Below are 15894 nucleotides of genomic sequence, written 5' to 3'. Positions count from 1 at the left end.
AATGTGAACAAGAACTCAACAGCACCTGCAGACGCAGAATATTGGCCCAGCACATCCGCTGCTGCCGACATGCGCTGTTGTCGAATGCACGCCTGACCTTCCCACCCTCCGAAGTTCTTAGGCATTCGCCCCCAGCCCAGCGTCGGGCGCCCCTCCCCAGTTCGCAATGTGGGGAAACCCAGCATTCGGGCCGTGATGACGGCCATTCACATTGAGGTAAGCACTTATGTCAGTTGCATCCGGATACGTCCACATCTCTGTCCGTAACGCCGCCAAGGCGGGCCAGCAGACCGGCCTCCGCCCCGGCTTCGGCCCCCGCCCTGCCCTTGCTCCCTCTGCTTCCGGAAGCAACTTTCCCGCCCAGGGCTACGCGCCCCAGGGCTATAACCCCAATTCCTACGGGCAGCTCCGTGCCGTCCAGCCTGCCGAGGCGGCACCGATGACGGCCCCCACTCCCGTAGTGGCCGGTCCGGCTGCTGTCCGGCCTGTCGCCAATGACAACGTCGCCCGCGGATTCGTGCTCTACATGGGCATCGACGAGGAAACCGCGGCGGCCGCCGGGACCTCCATCGCCAAGCTGGCCCAGGAAATCCGCGCCTACGCCCAGTCCCTGGTGTCCGGGGCCGAAAGCTACGCAGCCGTCGCCGTGGCCCCCGCAGGCACTCCCGGTTCCGCGCTCGACGTCGTCCGTTCCACGTTCGGTGACCCCACCGTCAACGCCCGCCCGCGCACTGACGCCGCGCGTCCCGCGCAGGCCCAGGAGCCGCGCCCGTCCGGTGTCCTGATCGACCTCGCCCGCCGCGAAGTCCACCTGGACGGCGAGTCCCTCAACCTGACGTTCAAGGAGTTCGAGCTCCTGAACTACCTTGTGGAGAACGGAACCCGCACCGTGGGCCGCGATGAGCTCCTGGAAGGCCTCTGGCGCAACGCCGAAGAGGTCCCCAACGAGCGCACCATCGACGTCCACATCCGCCGGCTGCGCTCCAAGCTGGGCCGCCTCGCCAACACCGTGCGCACCGTCCGCGGCCAGGGATACCGGTTCTACGAGCACCCCGAAGTGGTTGTCTGGGCCGCTCCTGAATACTCGATCTAGCACTAACCTCAAGGGCGCGCTCTCTGCGTATGTGCCCTCCGTGCCTGGCTTGGGCGGCGGGCTATAGGCTAGGGCCATGAGTGGGCACCATCTTCGACGGCTTGTGATCATGCGCCATGCCAAGGCCGACTGGCCGGGCGGGGTGGCCGACCACGAGCGTCCGCTGGAGGAGCGCGGCCACCGGGAGGCGCCCCTGGCCGGCCGCTGGCTGCTCAAGCACAACATCGTCCCGGACTTCATCCTCTGCTCCAGTGCCCTGCGGACCAGGCAGACCTGCACCTGGGTGTGCTCGGAGCTGGGGGACAAAGCGCCCACCCCCAAGCTTGAGGACGGGCTGTACGCTGCCTCAGCACTTCGGATGCTGACGGTCATCAACCACGTTCCGGACACCGTGACCACGTTGATGGTGATTTCACACCTGCCGGGGGTCCAGGACCTGGCAATGCACCTCGCCTCGCGGGATTCCGACCACCATGCCTACATGGACGCTGCCACCCGGTACCCCACCAACGCCCTCACCGTCCTGGAGACGGAGAAATCCTGGGCCGAACTGGACGGACAGGACGCTCGCATCACCAAGTTCAAGGTTCCCCGGGCCCACTAACCTGGCGCCCATCCTGCCGGGCCGGCAGGAGTCACCGGCGCGGCGTGGTTTTGGCCCCCGTTTTCGGCGGCGTCCTGGCAGGGGAAGCGGACGACGACGGCCGGTTGGCTGCGCTTGAAGGCACCCGCGCGGGCGCGCGGAGGCCGCCGGCCTGCTGGGCCGGTTTGCGCTGGGCTGTTCCCTTGGCGGCCAACCTGCCCGCCGCCGTCCGGCCCTTCACGGAAGCGTCCCTGCCGGCCGTGCCCCTGCTTGTTGTGTTCCTGCCTGCCGTGCCCTTTGTTGCCGTGCCCTTTCTGCCGGGGCCTCGTCCAGCCGTACTCCGTCCAGCCGTGCCTTTCCGCGACAGCGCGTGCAGCCGGCGCCCGCGGGGCCAGGCCGCACCGAGGAACAGCACGAGCAGGGTAACCACGGCTGCAGTGGCAGCGCCGAAAAAGTAGTTGTCGGGGTCGTCAGTGGGCAACGGCGTTCCGACGAACGAGGACTGGCCGGCGAAAGCCAGTTCCCACGTGCTGACGAAGGCGAGGGAAAAGCCGATGGTGAGGCTGGTGCCCGCGCCGGCCACGAGCAGGGCAAGGCGCCGCCCCCGGTTCAGGATCTCCGTGATGCAGGCCAGGCACGCCAGCGCCAGGACACCGAGGAACGCAATGAGCACCGGCTCGGCGAGCGTCATCCCGGTCAGCACCAGCAGGCCGGCCGCAACAACACCGGAAATAACCGCGAACTTTCCGCTCTTCCCCATGGGTCCAATCATCCCTGAGCTGAGGGTTGCTTCAGCACGTAGCCGCGCATGATGGCCATGATTGCTGCAACGCTTTGGTCACGCGTCCGCTCGGGGTGGTATGTCTGGCGGTCCAGTCCCACCACGAAGCAGGCCCCGAAAATGGCGGTTTCCAGGCTGCCCCGGGAAACCGACGGGTCCACCGGGTATGCCTGCGCCACCTTCTCCACTGCCTCCCCGATCACGCCGAGCAGCTCGCCGCGAAGGACGGCGAAGGTACCCTGCCACTCGCTGGGCGTACGCCAGTTTTCGCTGACCCAGAGGCGCGCGAAGGACGGGTAGTCCGCCATGAAGTCCAGGGCCTGTCCGATCATTGCCTCCATGGCCAGCAGCGGGTCGCTTGCCCGGGAGCCGCCAGTCCCGGCTTGGCCCCCGGGCTGGTCTGCTCCCTGTTCCGGTGCTCGCAGGAGGCGGGCCTTCAGGATGTCCACCCCATGCCGCAGCAGCTGCGCGATGAGCTCCGACTTGCTGCCGAAGTTGTAGTAGACGGTTCCCTTGGAGACGCCTGCCGCAGCGGCGATCTCATCAACCGTGACGCCGGCCGCACCCCGCTCGCCGATGAGTTCCATGGACGCCTCGAAGAGTTTCTGGCGCGTAGCGGTAGTCCGGGCGGTGCGCAGGCTCTTCGCCGCTCCCGGTGGTTCCGTGCTCATACCGCAATCTCAGGTTTCAGCGTCCTCAGGGTCCAGTACTTATTCCGGCGCACCGCAACCGTGGACATGGCCGCGCCCAGGGCGGTATAGCCCACCAGGCCCAGGACCGTGGGTGCGATCATGGTCAGGTCCCCGCCATAGACCAGGTGCCGCATCCCGGCCACTACATAGCCCATGGGCAGGACCTCATGCACCACGTGGAGCGGCTGCGGAGTGGTTTGCCACGGGAAGGTCCCGCCGGAGGACACCAGCTGCAGGACCAGCAGGATGAGCACCACGAGTTTCCCCGGAGAGCCGAGCAGCGCCACAACGCCTTGGATGAGGGCACTGAACGCCATTGCTGCGGCCAGCATAAAGAACCACATCAGGACAGGGTGGGCGGGATTGAGCCCCAGGGCAAGATTCACGACCAGGGTGAGGAGGGTTGCCTGCACCGCCGAGACCGCCAGGAACGGGAGCCAGCCGCCCAGTGCGATCTTCCAGGACGCCGCATTGGACGCCAGCGCCCGCTGGGTGATGGGACGCATTGCCTGGACCAGCATGAAGATGCCGATCCACAGCGCGAGGGCGAGGAAGAACGGTGCCAGCCCGGCCCCGTAGGACTCGGCCTTGGCCTGTGAGACGTTGCTGACCGCCACAGGGTCTGCCATGACGCGGGAGATGTTGCTCTTCTGGGCGTCATCGGGGTTGGGCACCTGCCCGGCGCCTTTGCCGATTTCGTCCGCCAGCGTGCGTGACCCGCCCGCTGCTGTCCCGGCACCATTCATCAGCTGGGCCGCCCCGGCATCCACACTGCTTGCTCCGTCAGCAAGACGGCCGGCCGCGTCGAGCGCGGCCTGTTCTCCGGTGGCCAGTGCGGCAGCCCCGGTGTGCAGCTGGTCGGCGCCGGACGAAGCCTGCGACACGGCGTCCCTCAGTGCCGGCGTGCCAGCGGCGAGCTGCGCCGCGCCGGCACTGACAGACTGTGCCCCGTCCGCCAGTTGCTGGATCTGGGCGGCATCTGCCTGAATTCCCGTTTTGGCTGCAGCCATTGGGCTCGAGCCGGCTGTGGCGTCGAAGTCGGCCAGGATGCTGTCGGCCTGCTCCTGCGTAAGGACGCCTGCCGCGATAAGCCTGCTGTTTGATTCCAGCACCCGTGTCCGGAGCCCCTGGTCTGCGGCTTCCAGCTGGGCTGCAACGTTCTGCACCTTGGCGTTCAGCTGCGCGTTTCCGGCTGCCACCTGGGCTGCACCGGCGGCGAGGGTACGGGAATCGGTGGGCAGCGTGGACGTCTTGTCCTTGAGCGTGGAGAGTCCGCTGCTGAGCTGGCCTGCGCCGTCGGTCAGCTCGTTGGCGCCGTCGCGCAGCTTGGCCTGCCCGGCATAAAGCCCGCCGGCGCCGTTGCTCAGCTCGGAGGTGCCCTCATGGAGGGCGGCGGCTCCGTCGCGGAGCTGCGCCACGCCGTCCGCCACCTGGCCCGCGCCGTCTGCCGCCTTGACCATCTGTGTGTGGATGGTGCCAAAACCCGTCAGCAGCTGGTTGGCCGTTTCCTCGCCCACCTCCGTGGCAACGGTGCTGTGGACGGCAGTGGTGAGTTTATCCACGATGGTGCTCAGGAGGTAGTTGTTGGCATCGTTGGTGGTGACGTTCAGCATTGCCTGGCTGGCGGAATCGAAACTGCCGGGGGACACCAGGTTGGCCGAAAAGTCCCGGGGAATTTTCAGGGCGAACGCGTATTCGCCGTTGCTGACACCTTGGTCCGCCTCTTCCGTGGTGGCTACGGGTATCCAGTGGAACACGTTGCCGTCCACCAGGCTGTCCGCCACCTTCGCCCCCGCGTCAAGCCGCGTTCCGTCGCTGGCCGGGGCTCCGGCGTCCTCAACAACAAGGGCTGCGTCGACGTGGTCGAGGTTGCCATAGGGATCCCAGTTTGCGTAAAGATAGACGGCGCCGTACAGCAGGGGGACCATGGTCAGCGCGAGGATGGTCAGCTTCGGCAGCAGCCCGCCGGTCATCCTCTTGAGTTCGGAGCGGGCCAGCCGCAGTATCGTCATTTGGCAACCTCTGTTTCGAGTTCAGCAGTTTCCGCGGCATCCCCCGTGGCGGCGTTGCCGATGGCAACGCTGGGTCCGTTCCACGACGGCGGGAGGGCGCCAACAGTGGCGACGACGGCGAGCGGCCGTCCGCCGTCGAACGCCATCCGCTGGAGCCGCGGCAGCCACTCGGAGTCACCGTGCCGGTCGGGGGAATCGACCACCAGCAGGTCCGTGCGCGGATTGGCCAGCGCAAGCGCGGTCAGGAGCTCGAGCCGCCGGCCCGGATCCAGTTGCTCGGTCCAAAGGCCGGCGATGTCCTCGAAGCTGTTCACCTTCAGCCACGGACTGCTGAGCAGGGCGCCCCGGTAGCGGCGCGGGATCAGGGCCAGGTCCTCCGTGACAAGGTCCCGGACGCTGAGGTGCTGCTCCGGCTCGTTGACGCCCGGGGAGTCCACCAGGGCGCTCGCCAGCCGGCGCGGCTTGACCCGCTCGCTGCCGTCCCAGGTGATGCGGCCTCCGGTTGCCTTCATCCTGCCGCTGAGGACCAGCGCAAGGGCCGTGCGGCGGTCCTGCCGTCCGCCGGTGGCCAGCAGGAGTTCACCGCGGTTAACGTGGAGGGAAGTGGCCGGAAGCAGGGGGTCCCTGCGCCCCCTGACCGAGAGCAGCTGAGCTGAGAGCAAGATTGGCCTTTCGCAGAATGCGTCCAGCTCCAGCCTAACTAAACTGACCGGTCAGTTCAAATAGCGGCTGGTTCGACGCCCTACAGGCCGTATTTCTCCAGGAGCCGCAGCCAAACCTCACTGATCGTGGGGTAGGAGGGGACCGCATGCCACAGCCGGTCAAGCGGGACCTCGCCCACGACGGCGACCGTTGCGGCGTGCAGGAGCTCGGCGACGTCCGGGCCGGCGAACGTGGCGCCCAGCAGTACCTTCCGGTCCTCGTCGACCACCAGCTGCGCCCACCCCTCATAGTTCTCCGAATGCAGTGAAGACCCGGCCACCTGGATGGGGAGTTCCACCGAAGAGGCGTTGTAGCCGTCCTCGCGGGCAACTTCCAGCGTGCGGCCTACGGTGGCAACCTCAGGATCGGTAAAGACGACGTTGGGTACGGCATGCTGGTTGGCGGTCTGGGAATAGCGGCTCCAGTCCGCCGGCCGCCCGGTCAGTTCGCCCTTGGCCCGGGCCGTGATGGCGTCGCCCGTCGCCCGCGCCTCGTACTTTCCCTGGTGCGTCAGCAGGTTCTTGCCCGCCGCGTCACCCACCGCATACAGCCACGGGTCGTCGCCCGGGATGCCCTCCACCAGGCCGGAACTATCCGTACTGAGGGTCAGGCGGCCGTGGCTGTCCGGCTCGATGCCGACGCTTTCCAGCCCCAGGCCCTCGAGGGCGGGGTGCCTGCCCGTGGAGACGAGGACCTTGTCAGCGATGACCGTTGACCCGCCGGCCAACTGCAAACTGAAGGTGCCGTCGTCGTTCGCAGTGATGCCCTCCGTCACGGTATTGAGCCGGATGTCCACGCCGTCCGCGCGCAGGCCCGCGGCGACCAGGCTGGCTGCCTCCTCCGGATAGTTCCCCAGCAGCCTGCTGCGCGCCACGAGCGTCACGGCGGATCCGAGGCGGGCGAACGCCTGGGCCAGCTCCGTCCCGGCAACACCCCCGCCCAGGACAGCCAGCCGCTCCGGAATTTCGCTGGCCGAGGTGGCGTCCCGGGTTCCCCAGACCTGCACGTCCTCAAGCCCTTCGATCGGGGGCATGTTCGGCATTGACCCTGTGGCCAGCACCACCGCGTGTCGCGCCTGCAGCAGGTGGGAGGTGCCGTCCAGCCCCGCAACCTGGACCGCCTTGGGAGCCGTAAGCCAGGCATGGCCCCTGATGAGGTCGATGCCGGAGTCCTTGACCCAGGCAACCTGGCTGTCATCCTGCCAGTTGGACGTGAAATGGTCCCTGCGCTTGAGCACTGCTGCAGCATCCAGGGTCCGCGTGACGGCTTCCTTGGCGCCCGGCGTCGTCTGCGCAGAGTGCAGCGCCGTTCCGGGCCGAAGCAGGGCCTTTGACGGCATGCATGCCCAGTAGGAGCACTCGCCGCCCACCAGCTCCGCCTCCACCAGCACCACGGAGAGGCCGCCCTGGACGGCGCGGTCCGCAACGTTTTCCCCCACGGCGCCTGCGCCGATCACCACAACGTCAAATTCCTGCTTCACAGGCTCGGGCATCATGGGGACAGCCTACGCCCGGGAGAATGCGGACGTGGGTTAACGCAAAAGGTCCGCACCGGCGAACCGGTGCGGACCTTGTTGGTGCGCCCAAAGGGATTCGAACCCCTGACCTTCTGTTCCGTAGACAGACGCTCTATCCAGCTGAGCTATGGGCGCATTCCGTGTTCCTGGAGAAGAACCGCTCTCCCTGAACCTCGAATTACTTTACGCGAGGGTTGGCTGGGATGCCAAATCGAGGGGCGTGTAATCTCGGCTACTAGACCGGTATAGGTGACCTTCGTCACTTTGTCGTAGAATTTCAGCTTGAAGTTCCTTGATTTCCCGCGGAATTCCATTTCTGTGGCCTCAAATCGTCAGCATACGTCCCAAAAACCCCAGTGGTCCGGACCATAGCATTTAGGACACACCGATGAACCCGAGGAAGGGAACCGAAATGGGCGATCTGGCGCAGAAGCCGCTGCTTGAGAAAGCACCCACCACACATGCCGGTCTGCTGGCGTGGGTCGAAGAGGTTGCAGAGCTAACGCAGCCGGACCGCATCTACTGGGTGGACGGGTCCGAAGAGGAAAACACCCGGCTGACCGATGAACTGGTGGCAGCCGGCACCCTGACGCGGCTGAACCAGGAACTGTTTCCGAATTCCTTCGCTGCCTTCTCCGACCCCGCAGACGTAGCCCGCGTTGAGGAGCAGACGTTCATCTGCTCGGAAAACAAGCGTGACGCCGGGTTCACCAACAACTGGATGGCTCCCGCCGAGATGAAGGAAAAGCTGCGCGGGCTGTTCGCCGGCTCCATGCGCGGCCGCACCATGTACGTCATCCCCTTCGTCATGGGCCACCTTGACGCTGAGGACCCCAAGTTCGGCGTCGAGATCACGGACAGCGCCTACGTTGTTGCCTCCATGCGGATCATGGCCAACATCGGCACCGCGGTGCTGGACAAGATCACCGAGACCAACGCGTTCTTCGTCCCTGCCCTGCACTCGCTGGGGGCCCCGCTGGAACCCGGCCAGGCCGACGTCGCATGGCCCTGCAACCCGGACAAGTGGATTGTCCACTTCCCCGAGGAACGGTCCATCTGGTCCTTCGGTTCGGGCTACGGCGGCAACGCCCTCCTGGGCAAGAAGTGCTACGCCCTCCGCATCGCCTCCGTGATGGCCCGCGACGAAGGATGGCTGGCTGAGCACATGCTCATCCTCAAGCTCACCTCGCCGGAGAAGAAGTCGTACTACCTGTCGGCGGCCTTCCCGTCGGCCTGCGGCAAGACCAACCTGGCCCTCCTGGATCCCACCATTGAAGGCTGGGAAGTCGAGACCCTCGGCGACGACATCACCTGGATGCGGATCGGCAAGGAAGGCGAACTGCGCGCCACCAACCCGGAGGCCGGCCTGTTCGGTGTCGCTCCGGGCACCGGCTGGGGCACCAACCCCAACGCCATGCGCGCCATCGCCAAGGGCCACAGCATCTTCACCAACGTGGCCCTCACGGACGACGGGGGCGTGTGGTGGGAGGGCATGACGGACGACGTTCCGGCCCATCTCACCGACTGGGAGGGCAACTCCTGGACTCCGGATTCGGACAAGCCTGCCGCCCACCCGAACTCCCGGTTCTGCACGCCCATCTCCCAGATCGACATGCTGGCCGAGGAATACTACAGCCCCGAAGGCGTGGAGCTTTCCGCCATCCTCTTCGGCGGCCGCCGCAAGACCACGGTTCCCCTGGTGACCCAGGCCCGCAGCTGGACAAACGGCATCTTCATGGGCTCCACGCTCTCCTCGGAGACCACGGCCGCCGCCGCCGGCCAGGTGGGCAGGCTCCGCCGCGACCCCATGGCCATGCTCCCCTTCATCGGCTACGACGCCGGCGACTACCTCAAGCACTGGATCAGTGTTTCCGGGAAGGCCAACCCGGAGCGGCTGCCGCACATCTTCCTGGTGAACTGGTTCCGCCGCACCGCCGACGGCGGCTTCGCCTGGCCGGGCTTCGGGGACAACGCCCGGGTCCTGAAGTGGGCCATCGAGCGTATCGAGGGCAAGGCCGCTGCCGTTGAGACGCCCATCGGCTACGTTCCCACCGGTGACTCGCTGGACCTCACGGGCCTGGACCTTACCCACGCACACGTGGAGGAGGCTGTCCGCGTGGACCGGGAGGAATGGGACGCCGAGCTGGCGTCCATCGAGGACTGGTACGCGCAGTTCGGCGATTCACTCCCGGACGCGCTGCGTGCCGAGCTGGAAGCCCTGAAGGAACGCATGGCTGACCACAGCTGACCAGCCGGCATCAAGCAGGCATAACGACGGCGGCGGCGCCCCCGGTTGGGCAAAGGGGGGGCGGCGCCCGCGGTTGCCCCCCGGCCCGCCACCCCCCCCCCCCCCCGCCCCCCCCCTGACCCCCCCCCCCCCCCCCCCCCGCCGTCGTTTCCCACCGGCCCGCCATCGATTGCTCCGCACCTGTCGTTATGGAACTCCAAAACGACAGGTACGGAGCAATCGATTCAGCTGGCGAGCCAGATGTCGGGGCCGAACACTTCGTAGTGGATCCGGGTGGCCGGGATGCCGGCGTTGATGGCTTCGTTGCGGATGTTCTTCATGAACGGCAGCGGGCCGCACAGGTACAGGGACGCATCCGCCGGCAGATCCACCTCACGCAGGGACATGAAACCTTCCCTGGCTCCGTCCACGGGCTCTTCGAGCCACAGCTGAAGCTCGGCGCCGTCCAGGCGCTCGACGTCGTCCGTCATCTGGCTGCGCAGCGCCCAGCTGTCCAAGGTGCTTTCCGCGTGGAGCACCAGCACCTGCCGTTCGGACCCGGCCTCTGCCAGGGACCGAAGGATGGAAGCGGTGGGGGTGCAGCCGATGCCCGCGGACGCCAGCACCACCGGCCCGTCGCCCTCCTTGAGGGTGATCTCGCCGTAGGGGTTGGAGATCTCCAGGACGTCGCCAACCTGCACGTTGTTGTGGAGCACGGGGGAGACCTCGCCGCCGTCGTCAAGCTTGGTGGTGAAGCTTCGGCTGGTGCCGGCCTCGCCGGAGAGCGAGTACTGGCGCACCTGGCGAAGGCCTTCCGGCAGGGTCACCTTGACGCTGATGTACTGGCCGGGAAGGGCCGGGGTGACCGGGGTGTCGTCGGCCGGTTCGAGGGTGAAGGTCATGGAGCCTGCGCCGGCGGGGGTCTTGGCCGCCACCCGCCACGGCATCCACATCCGGTCATTGGCCTGGGCGGCGTAGAGGCCCTTTTCGAGCTTGATCAGGGCGTCGGCCATCAGCCAGTACACCTCGGTCCAGGCTTCCGCGATTTCCGGGGTGATGACCTCCGCCAGGTCCTCGGCGATCGCGGCGAAGAGGTGCTCGTAGACCACCTGGTACTGCGGTTCGGTGATGCCCAGGGACGCGTGCCGGTGGGCAATGCGGGAGAGGACGGTCTCGGGAAGGGTGCCCGGGTTGTTGACCAGGTGGGTGGCGAAGGCCGCGATACTGCCTGCCAGCGCCTGCTGCTGGTTGCCGGAGCGCTGGTTGGAGCGGCTGAACAGGCCGTCCAGGAGTTCGGGGTGGGCGGCGAACAGGCGGGCGTAGAAATTGGGGGTGATAGCGCCGATCCGGGATCCGACGAGGGGCAGCGTTGCTTCAATGACGGGGCGGGATTTTTCCGAGAGCATGGGAACTCCTGAGGTAGTGACCGGGGCCTTCGTCCGGCCTTTGCGAATACCTGCATTCAAAATGCTGGTTTTCATACCCAATTTCTACATGTTGTAGAAGATGGAAGCAAATCGCCCGGTAATACAGGCCTGGCCCGGGTATCAGAGCCCCGGGCGGAGACCGATCATGCTGAAGACCGGGGCCATTTGGCCGGACACGGGGAGGTCCGCAATGTTGACGGAATCGAGTTCGTGGTAGAACGCCTCGCGTGCCCTGGACAGCGCGGAGCGGAGCCGGCATTCATTGATCAGGGGGCAGTTCCCGCCGGGAGCCACGCAGTCTGCCGCGTCGGTCCGGGTATCGAGCTGCCGCAGGACCTGCCCCACGGTGGCATTGCGGCCGGCGTGGCTAAGGCGGGAGCCGCCGGTCCGGCCGCGGACCACCTCGAGATATCCGAGGGTGCGCAGCTTCGCCATCGCTTTGCTGACGTGGTTGTAGGGCGTCCCTACGGAGTCGGCGATGTTCTGCGTGGTCAGCAGGGCACCCGCGGGAGCTGCCGCAAGCACCATGAGGGCGCGCAGGCTGACGTCGGCGAAGGCGTTGATCTTCATGGCGGCGCGGCCGGTCTAGTCCACCCAGATCGCGGGCTCGCTGGCGTCGGCCGCCAGCTCCCCAAATTCCCATGTCTGGGTACCCGCGTTCGCCGAGTAAGGCAGCACGGCAGCAAAGACAGAGCCGTCGCGGTGCTCCGCCGCCACGTGGATGGCGTCCGAGTCCTCCTCCACCAGCAGGATGTCGCAGACCACGGCGGCAGCCCGGAAGTCCTCCCGGTTCTGCCGTAGCAAAGCTGTGAGGTCGCTGATCATGGCGTCGGCATCAAAGTCGCCGTCCGAACCTTCCGCGGCATCTGCCGGCGAGACGGCCACCAGCCGCACCTCGCCGTCGTTCTGGACGGTCAGGGCGAAGGGCAGGAAGCCGCCGCTGCGGTGGAGTTGCTCCTGGGCGGCACTGACGCCCGTGCCCAGGAGGTTCTCCAGATCCGTGGCGGTGGCTTCCGGCACCGAGCCGCGCCAGGAGCCCTGTTCTTCGGAGCCCGGCTCCGGGGTCTGTGTCACGCTTGCCTACGCCCGGACAATCGACAGGACCCGGTCCCGGACCCGTTCCATGGTGGCGCGGTCGGTCGCCTCGGCGTTGAGCCGGAGGAAAGGTTCGGTGTTGGACGGACGCAGGTTGAACCAGTAGCTGCCGTCATTGGCCGTGAACGTGCTGCCGTCCAGGGTGTCGATGGTGATGTCCTCGTCCGCGAAGGCAGCGCGTACGCGCTCGACGGCGGCGGGCTTGTCGTCGACCTCGGAGTTGATCTCGCCCGAGCTGACGTACGGCTCGTACTCGCGGCCCAGTTCCGAGAGGGGGCCGTCCTGTTCGCCCAGGGCTGCCAGGACGTGCATGGCCGCCAGCATGCCCGTGTCCGCGTTCCAGAAGTCACGGAAGTAGAAGTGGGCTGAGTGCTCCCCGCCGAAGACCGCGCCTTCCTCCGCCATGACCGCCTTGATGAAGGAGTGGCCCACGCGCGTGCGGACTGCCCGGCCGCCGTCGTGCTCCACGAGCTCTGACACGGCGCGCGACGTGAGGAGGTTGTGGATGATCGTGGGGGTTGCCTCGCCCAGGGCCTTGGCGCGGGCAATCTCGCGGCGCGCCACCATGCCGGTAATGGCCGACGGCGACACGGGCTCGCCCTTCTCGTCCACCACGAAGCAGCGGTCGGCGTCACCGTCGAACGCCAGGCCGATGTCCGCACCGTGTTCCACCACTGCCGCCTGCAGGTCGCGGAGGTTCTCCGGTTCCAGCGGGTTCGCAGGGTGGTTGGGGAAGGAACCGTCCAGCTCGAAGTAGAGGGGGACGATGTCCAGGGGCAGCTTGGGGAGCAGGGTGTCGCCCAGCACTGCAGGGGTGGTGAGGCCTGCCATGCCGTTGCCGGCGTCCACAACAACCTTCAGCGGCCGGGAACCGGACAGGTCCACGAGCTTGCGGAGGTATTCGGAATAGTCCTTGAGGACGTCGCGGACACCGATGAGGCCGCGCTTCGCCGAGGCCGGGATGGTGCCGGTGTTGAGGTACTGCTCGGCGAGGGCCTGGATGTCCTTAAGGCCGGATTCGGAAGAAATGGGAACGGCTCCGGCCTTGGACATCTTGATGCCGTTGTAGCCGGCCGGGTTGTGGCTGGCGGTGAAGGTGGCGCCGGCACGGTTCAGGTAACCGCAGGCGAAGTACAGTTCGTCCGTGGAAATCAGGTCCAGCAGCTCAACGTTGGCGCCGCGGGTGGCTGCGCCGTTGGCGAAGGCCTTGCTGAATTCCGGGGAGGACGGGCGCATGTCGCCGCCCACCAGGATGGTCTGGCCTTCGAGCTGGAGGACGTCCACGAAGGCGGCGCCCACGGCTTCGACGATTTCGGCGGTGATGGACTCGCCCACGATGCCACGGACGTCGTACGCCTTGAAGGATGCCGAAAGGTCAAAAGTCGTTGTCTGTTCGCTAGTCACGGGCTTTATCTTACGTGGGCCGCGGAAGTGGCTGTGGAGGACGGGTGAGGGCCGACGTATGTGACGCGAAGCTGCGGTGGCGGGGTTTCCACATAGGGCGCTCCCGTGTGCCTCGTGTCGGAGGTGGCTGGGATACTGAATCAATGGTCGATAACCAACACGCCACCAACCTCATTGAACCCGCAACCGTTCCTGAACCGGCAAATGCCGGCGTCCTTCCTTCTTCGGCAACCCACGCGCAGGCGCTCGCCGTTCTCCGTGAGCTGGTGGGCAACCCGGCGGCCGGTTTCCACGAGGGCCAGTTTGAAGCCATCGAGGCACTGGTGGATGACGGCCGCAGGGCTTTGGTGGTGCAGCGTACGGGTTGGGGAAAATCGGCAGTCTATTTCGTGGCCTCCCTGCTCCTGCGCCGCCGCGGGGCCGGACCCACGCTCATCGTGTCGCCTCTCCTCGCCCTCATGCGGGACCAGGTAGCCGCGGCTGCCCGGGCAGGAGTGCGTGCCGTGGCCATCAACTCCGCGAACCAGCTGGAATGGGACACCGCCCGCGAACAGCTCGCCGCTGACCAGGTGGACGTCCTGCTCGTGTCCCCGGAACGGCTGACCAACCCCTCCTTCCGCGAAAACCAGCTTCCCGAACTTATCCGGCGCACAGGCCTGCTGGTCATCGACGAGGCACACTGCATCTCGGACTGGGGCCACGACTTCCGGCCCGACTACCGCAGGATCGCGGACCTGATTACCCAGTTGCCGGATTCGGTTCCCGTGCTCGCCACCACAGCCACCGCCAACTCCCGGGTGGTTCACGACATCGAAGAGCAGCTCGGCACCGGCGTCCTCACCATCCGTGGTGCGCTGGGCAGGGATTCGCTGCGGCTGGGAGTCCTGTCACTGCCTGATGCCAAGCAGCGCCTGGGCTGGCTGTTGACGCATCTGGCCGACCTTCCCGGCAGCGGCATCATCTATACGTTGACGGTGTCCGCGGCGGAGGATACAGCGCGCCTCCTGGCGGAGGCCGGCCACGAGGTGCTGGCCTATACCGGGCGCACGGACCCCGCAGACAGGGAACGCGCCGAACAGCTCCTGAAGGACAATGAGGTCAAGGCGCTGGTTGCCACGTCCGCGCTAGGCATGGGTTTTGACAAGCCCGATCTCGGCTTCGTGGTCCACCTCGGAGCGCCGTCCTCGCCGGTGGCTTACTACCAGCAGGTTGGGCGTGCCGGCCGTGGGGCGGCGAACGCCGACGTCCTGCTCCTGCCGGGTGCCGAAGACCGGGACATCTGGCAGTACTTCGCCACAGCTTCCATGCCGTCGGAGGAAAAAGCCGCCGCCGTCCTCACGGCGCTCGCCGAAGCAGGCACCGCACTGTCCACAGTTGCCTTGGAAGCCAGGGTGGACCTTCGACGCACTCCGCTGGAACTGCTGTTGAAAGTCCTCTCAGTGGATGGCGCCGTGGAGCGGGTGGGCGGTGGATGGCGGTCCACTGGCCGGCCCTGGGCCTACGACGCCGAGCGGTACCGGCGGATAGCTGAGGCCCGCGTGGACGAGCAGGACTCCATGGTGATCTACCAGGACACTGCCGGCTGCCGGATGGAATACATCACGTCCGTCCTTGATGACGAGACCGCCCACGCCTGTGGCAGGTGCGATAACTGCGCCGGCCGGTGGTTCCCGGCAGAGATTGCCGAGCAGGCCACCGCGGCGGCCGGCCAGACCCTCAGCAGGGCGGGCGGGGTACTGGAATCGCGGCTGCAGTGGCCCAGCGGCATGGACCGCCTTGGTGTTCCGGTGAAGGGGAAGCTCAAACCTGCAGAAGGAGTCTCCGAGGGGCGGGTCCTCGCACGGCTGACAGACCTGGGCTGGGGCGGGGCATTGCGGGAGCTGTTTGCGGCCGGCGCGGGGGACCGGCCCGTTGACCCGGGCATGCTTCAGGCATGCGTCCAGGTACTGCGCGAATGGGCCGGCGGTGACCCGCGCAACCCTGCGTGGAGCGGGGCCGGACGGCCGGCCGCCATTGTCAGCATCCCGTCGCGGGGCAAGCCTGAGCTGGTGGGGTCCCTTGCGAAGGGAATTTCGGAGATCGGACGCATCCCGTACCTGGGCGAGCTTCAGTTGGCACACGGTGGCCCCACGGGAAACCGCGGGGGCAACAGCGCCTACCGGCTGGCGGGGGTGTGGGACCGTCTGGTGGTGGGGCCGGAACTTGAGGCCGCGCTGGGCTCGTTGCAGGGCGGCAGCGTGATGCTGGTCGATGACATCGTGGACAGCAGGTGGACACTCACCGTGGCCGGCCGGGCTCTTCGCCAGGCCGGGGCTGGTGCTGTGCTTCCGCTGGTGCTGGCCCAGGCGGGCTGACTCTGGGC

Annotated in this window: 13 protein-coding genes and 1 tRNA gene; 4 read left to right on the top strand and 10 right to left on the bottom strand. The window is 66.9% G+C overall.

The genetic code is table 11. The features are described from left to right. The first annotated feature begins 226 nt into the window (after positions 1–226). Entirely contained in the window at positions 227–1093 is an 867-nt protein-coding gene (locus ACQ3DC_RS17995) for a winged helix-turn-helix domain-containing protein (RefSeq protein WP_430752859.1), read from the top strand. Positions 1094–1169: 76 nt separating this feature from the next. Beyond that, complete coding sequence (locus tag ACQ3DC_RS17990; RefSeq protein WP_321215335.1) at positions 1170–1697, top strand: SixA phosphatase family protein; 528 nt, start codon at positions 1170–1172, stop codon at positions 1695–1697. 31 nt (positions 1698–1728) lie between these two features. On the opposite strand, the gene ACQ3DC_RS17985 is transcribed toward ACQ3DC_RS17990, so the two are convergent. The 6 genes from ACQ3DC_RS17985 to ACQ3DC_RS17960 form a co-directional block, all read right to left on the bottom strand. Further along, positions 1729–2436, bottom strand: coding sequence for a hypothetical protein (locus ACQ3DC_RS17985; protein WP_430752858.1), 708 nt, complete (start codon positions 2434–2436; stop codon positions 1729–1731). A gap of 8 nt (positions 2437–2444) precedes the next feature. Next, positions 2445–3128: a TetR/AcrR family transcriptional regulator gene (locus ACQ3DC_RS17980; protein ID WP_430752857.1), complete on the bottom strand. Its 684-nt coding sequence runs from the start codon at positions 3126–3128 to the stop codon at positions 2445–2447. Next, entirely contained in the window at positions 3125–5161 is a 2037-nt protein-coding gene (locus tag ACQ3DC_RS17975; protein ID WP_430752856.1) for a YhgE/Pip family protein, read from the bottom strand. Before ACQ3DC_RS17975 ends, ACQ3DC_RS17980 begins: the two co-directional genes overlap by 4 nt. Beyond that, the gene (locus ACQ3DC_RS17970) at positions 5158–5823 is read right to left on the bottom strand and encodes an ABC transporter ATP-binding protein (RefSeq protein ID WP_430752855.1); all 666 of its coding nucleotides are present in this window, start codon (positions 5821–5823) and stop codon (positions 5158–5160) included. Before ACQ3DC_RS17970 ends, ACQ3DC_RS17975 begins: the two co-directional genes overlap by 4 nt. Positions 5824–5903: 80 nt before the next feature. Further along, positions 5904–7355 (bottom strand): dihydrolipoyl dehydrogenase family protein, encoded by a 1452-nt coding sequence (locus tag ACQ3DC_RS17965; RefSeq protein ID WP_430752867.1) that lies wholly within the window; start codon positions 7353–7355, stop codon positions 5904–5906. A gap of 82 nt (positions 7356–7437) precedes the next feature. Continuing rightward, positions 7438–7514 (bottom strand) — tRNA-Arg (locus tag ACQ3DC_RS17960). Between the two features lie 277 nt (positions 7515–7791). On the opposite strand from ACQ3DC_RS17960, the gene ACQ3DC_RS17955 reads away from it, so the two are divergent. Further along, positions 7792–9627, top strand: coding sequence for a phosphoenolpyruvate carboxykinase (GTP) (locus tag ACQ3DC_RS17955; protein WP_421093704.1), 1836 nt, complete (start codon positions 7792–7794; stop codon positions 9625–9627). A gap of 224 nt (positions 9628–9851) precedes the next feature. Here ACQ3DC_RS17955 and ACQ3DC_RS17950 read toward each other — a convergent pair whose 3' ends face one another. From ACQ3DC_RS17950 to ACQ3DC_RS17935, 4 genes are all read right to left on the bottom strand, one after another. Further along, positions 9852–11012, bottom strand: coding sequence for a globin domain-containing protein (locus ACQ3DC_RS17950; protein ID WP_323058085.1), 1161 nt, complete (start codon positions 11010–11012; stop codon positions 9852–9854). Between the two features lie 141 nt (positions 11013–11153). Then, on the bottom strand, positions 11154–11603 hold the full coding sequence (locus ACQ3DC_RS17945) for an RrF2 family transcriptional regulator (protein WP_157239159.1): 450 nt from the start codon (positions 11601–11603) through the stop codon (positions 11154–11156). A gap of 15 nt (positions 11604–11618) precedes the next feature. Beyond that, complete coding sequence (locus ACQ3DC_RS17940) at positions 11619–12107, bottom strand: hypothetical protein (protein ID WP_321215342.1); 489 nt, start codon at positions 12105–12107, stop codon at positions 11619–11621. Positions 12108–12113: 6 nt separating this feature from the next. Beyond that, positions 12114–13532: a phosphomannomutase/phosphoglucomutase gene (locus tag ACQ3DC_RS17935; protein WP_430752854.1), complete on the bottom strand. Its 1419-nt coding sequence runs from the start codon at positions 13530–13532 to the stop codon at positions 12114–12116. Positions 13533–13675: 143 nt separating this feature from the next. On the opposite strand from ACQ3DC_RS17935, the gene ACQ3DC_RS17930 reads away from it, so the two are divergent. Beyond that, a complete protein-coding gene (locus ACQ3DC_RS17930) occupies positions 13676–15886 on the top strand; it encodes a RecQ family ATP-dependent DNA helicase (protein ID WP_430752853.1) in 2211 nt (736 codons plus the stop codon). The last annotated feature ends 8 nt before the right edge of the window (positions 15887–15894 follow it).

It is taken from the genome of Paenarthrobacter sp. NEAU-H11 (genome assembly GCF_050573415.1).
In the GTDB taxonomy this organism is placed as follows: domain Bacteria; phylum Actinomycetota; class Actinomycetes; order Actinomycetales; family Micrococcaceae; genus Arthrobacter.
The sequence above is the reverse complement of the archived record's forward strand: the minus strand, read 5'-3'. Positions and strand labels throughout refer to the sequence as shown.

Excerpts from the sequence above, each read along its gene's own strand:
- ACQ3DC_RS17995 (WP_430752859.1), top strand. The coding sequence starts at position 227 with ATGTCAGTTGCATCCGGATACGTCCACATCTCTGTCCGTAACGCCGCC.
- ACQ3DC_RS17990 (WP_321215335.1), top strand. The coding sequence starts at position 1,170 with ATGAGTGGGCACCATCTTCGACGGCTTGTGATCATGCGCCATGCCAAG.
- ACQ3DC_RS17985 (WP_430752858.1), bottom strand. The coding sequence starts at position 2,436 with ATGGGGAAGAGCGGAAAGTTCGCGGTTATTTCCGGTGTTGTTGCGGCC.
- ACQ3DC_RS17980 (WP_430752857.1), bottom strand. The coding sequence starts at position 3,128 with ATGAGCACGGAACCACCGGGAGCGGCGAAGAGCCTGCGCACCGCCCGG.
- ACQ3DC_RS17975 (WP_430752856.1), bottom strand. The coding sequence starts at position 5,161 with ATGACGATACTGCGGCTGGCCCGCTCCGAACTCAAGAGGATGACCGGC.
- ACQ3DC_RS17965 (WP_430752867.1), bottom strand. The coding sequence starts at position 7,355 with ATGCCCGAGCCTGTGAAGCAGGAATTTGACGTTGTGGTGATCGGCGCA.
- ACQ3DC_RS17955 (WP_421093704.1), top strand. The coding sequence starts at position 7,792 with ATGGGCGATCTGGCGCAGAAGCCGCTGCTTGAGAAAGCACCCACCACA.
- ACQ3DC_RS17950 (WP_323058085.1), bottom strand. The coding sequence starts at position 11,012 with ATGCTCTCGGAAAAATCCCGCCCCGTCATTGAAGCAACGCTGCCCCTC.
- ACQ3DC_RS17945 (WP_157239159.1), bottom strand. The coding sequence starts at position 11,603 with ATGAAGATCAACGCCTTCGCCGACGTCAGCCTGCGCGCCCTCATGGTG.
- ACQ3DC_RS17930 (WP_430752853.1), top strand. The coding sequence starts at position 13,676 with ATGGTCGATAACCAACACGCCACCAACCTCATTGAACCCGCAACCGTT.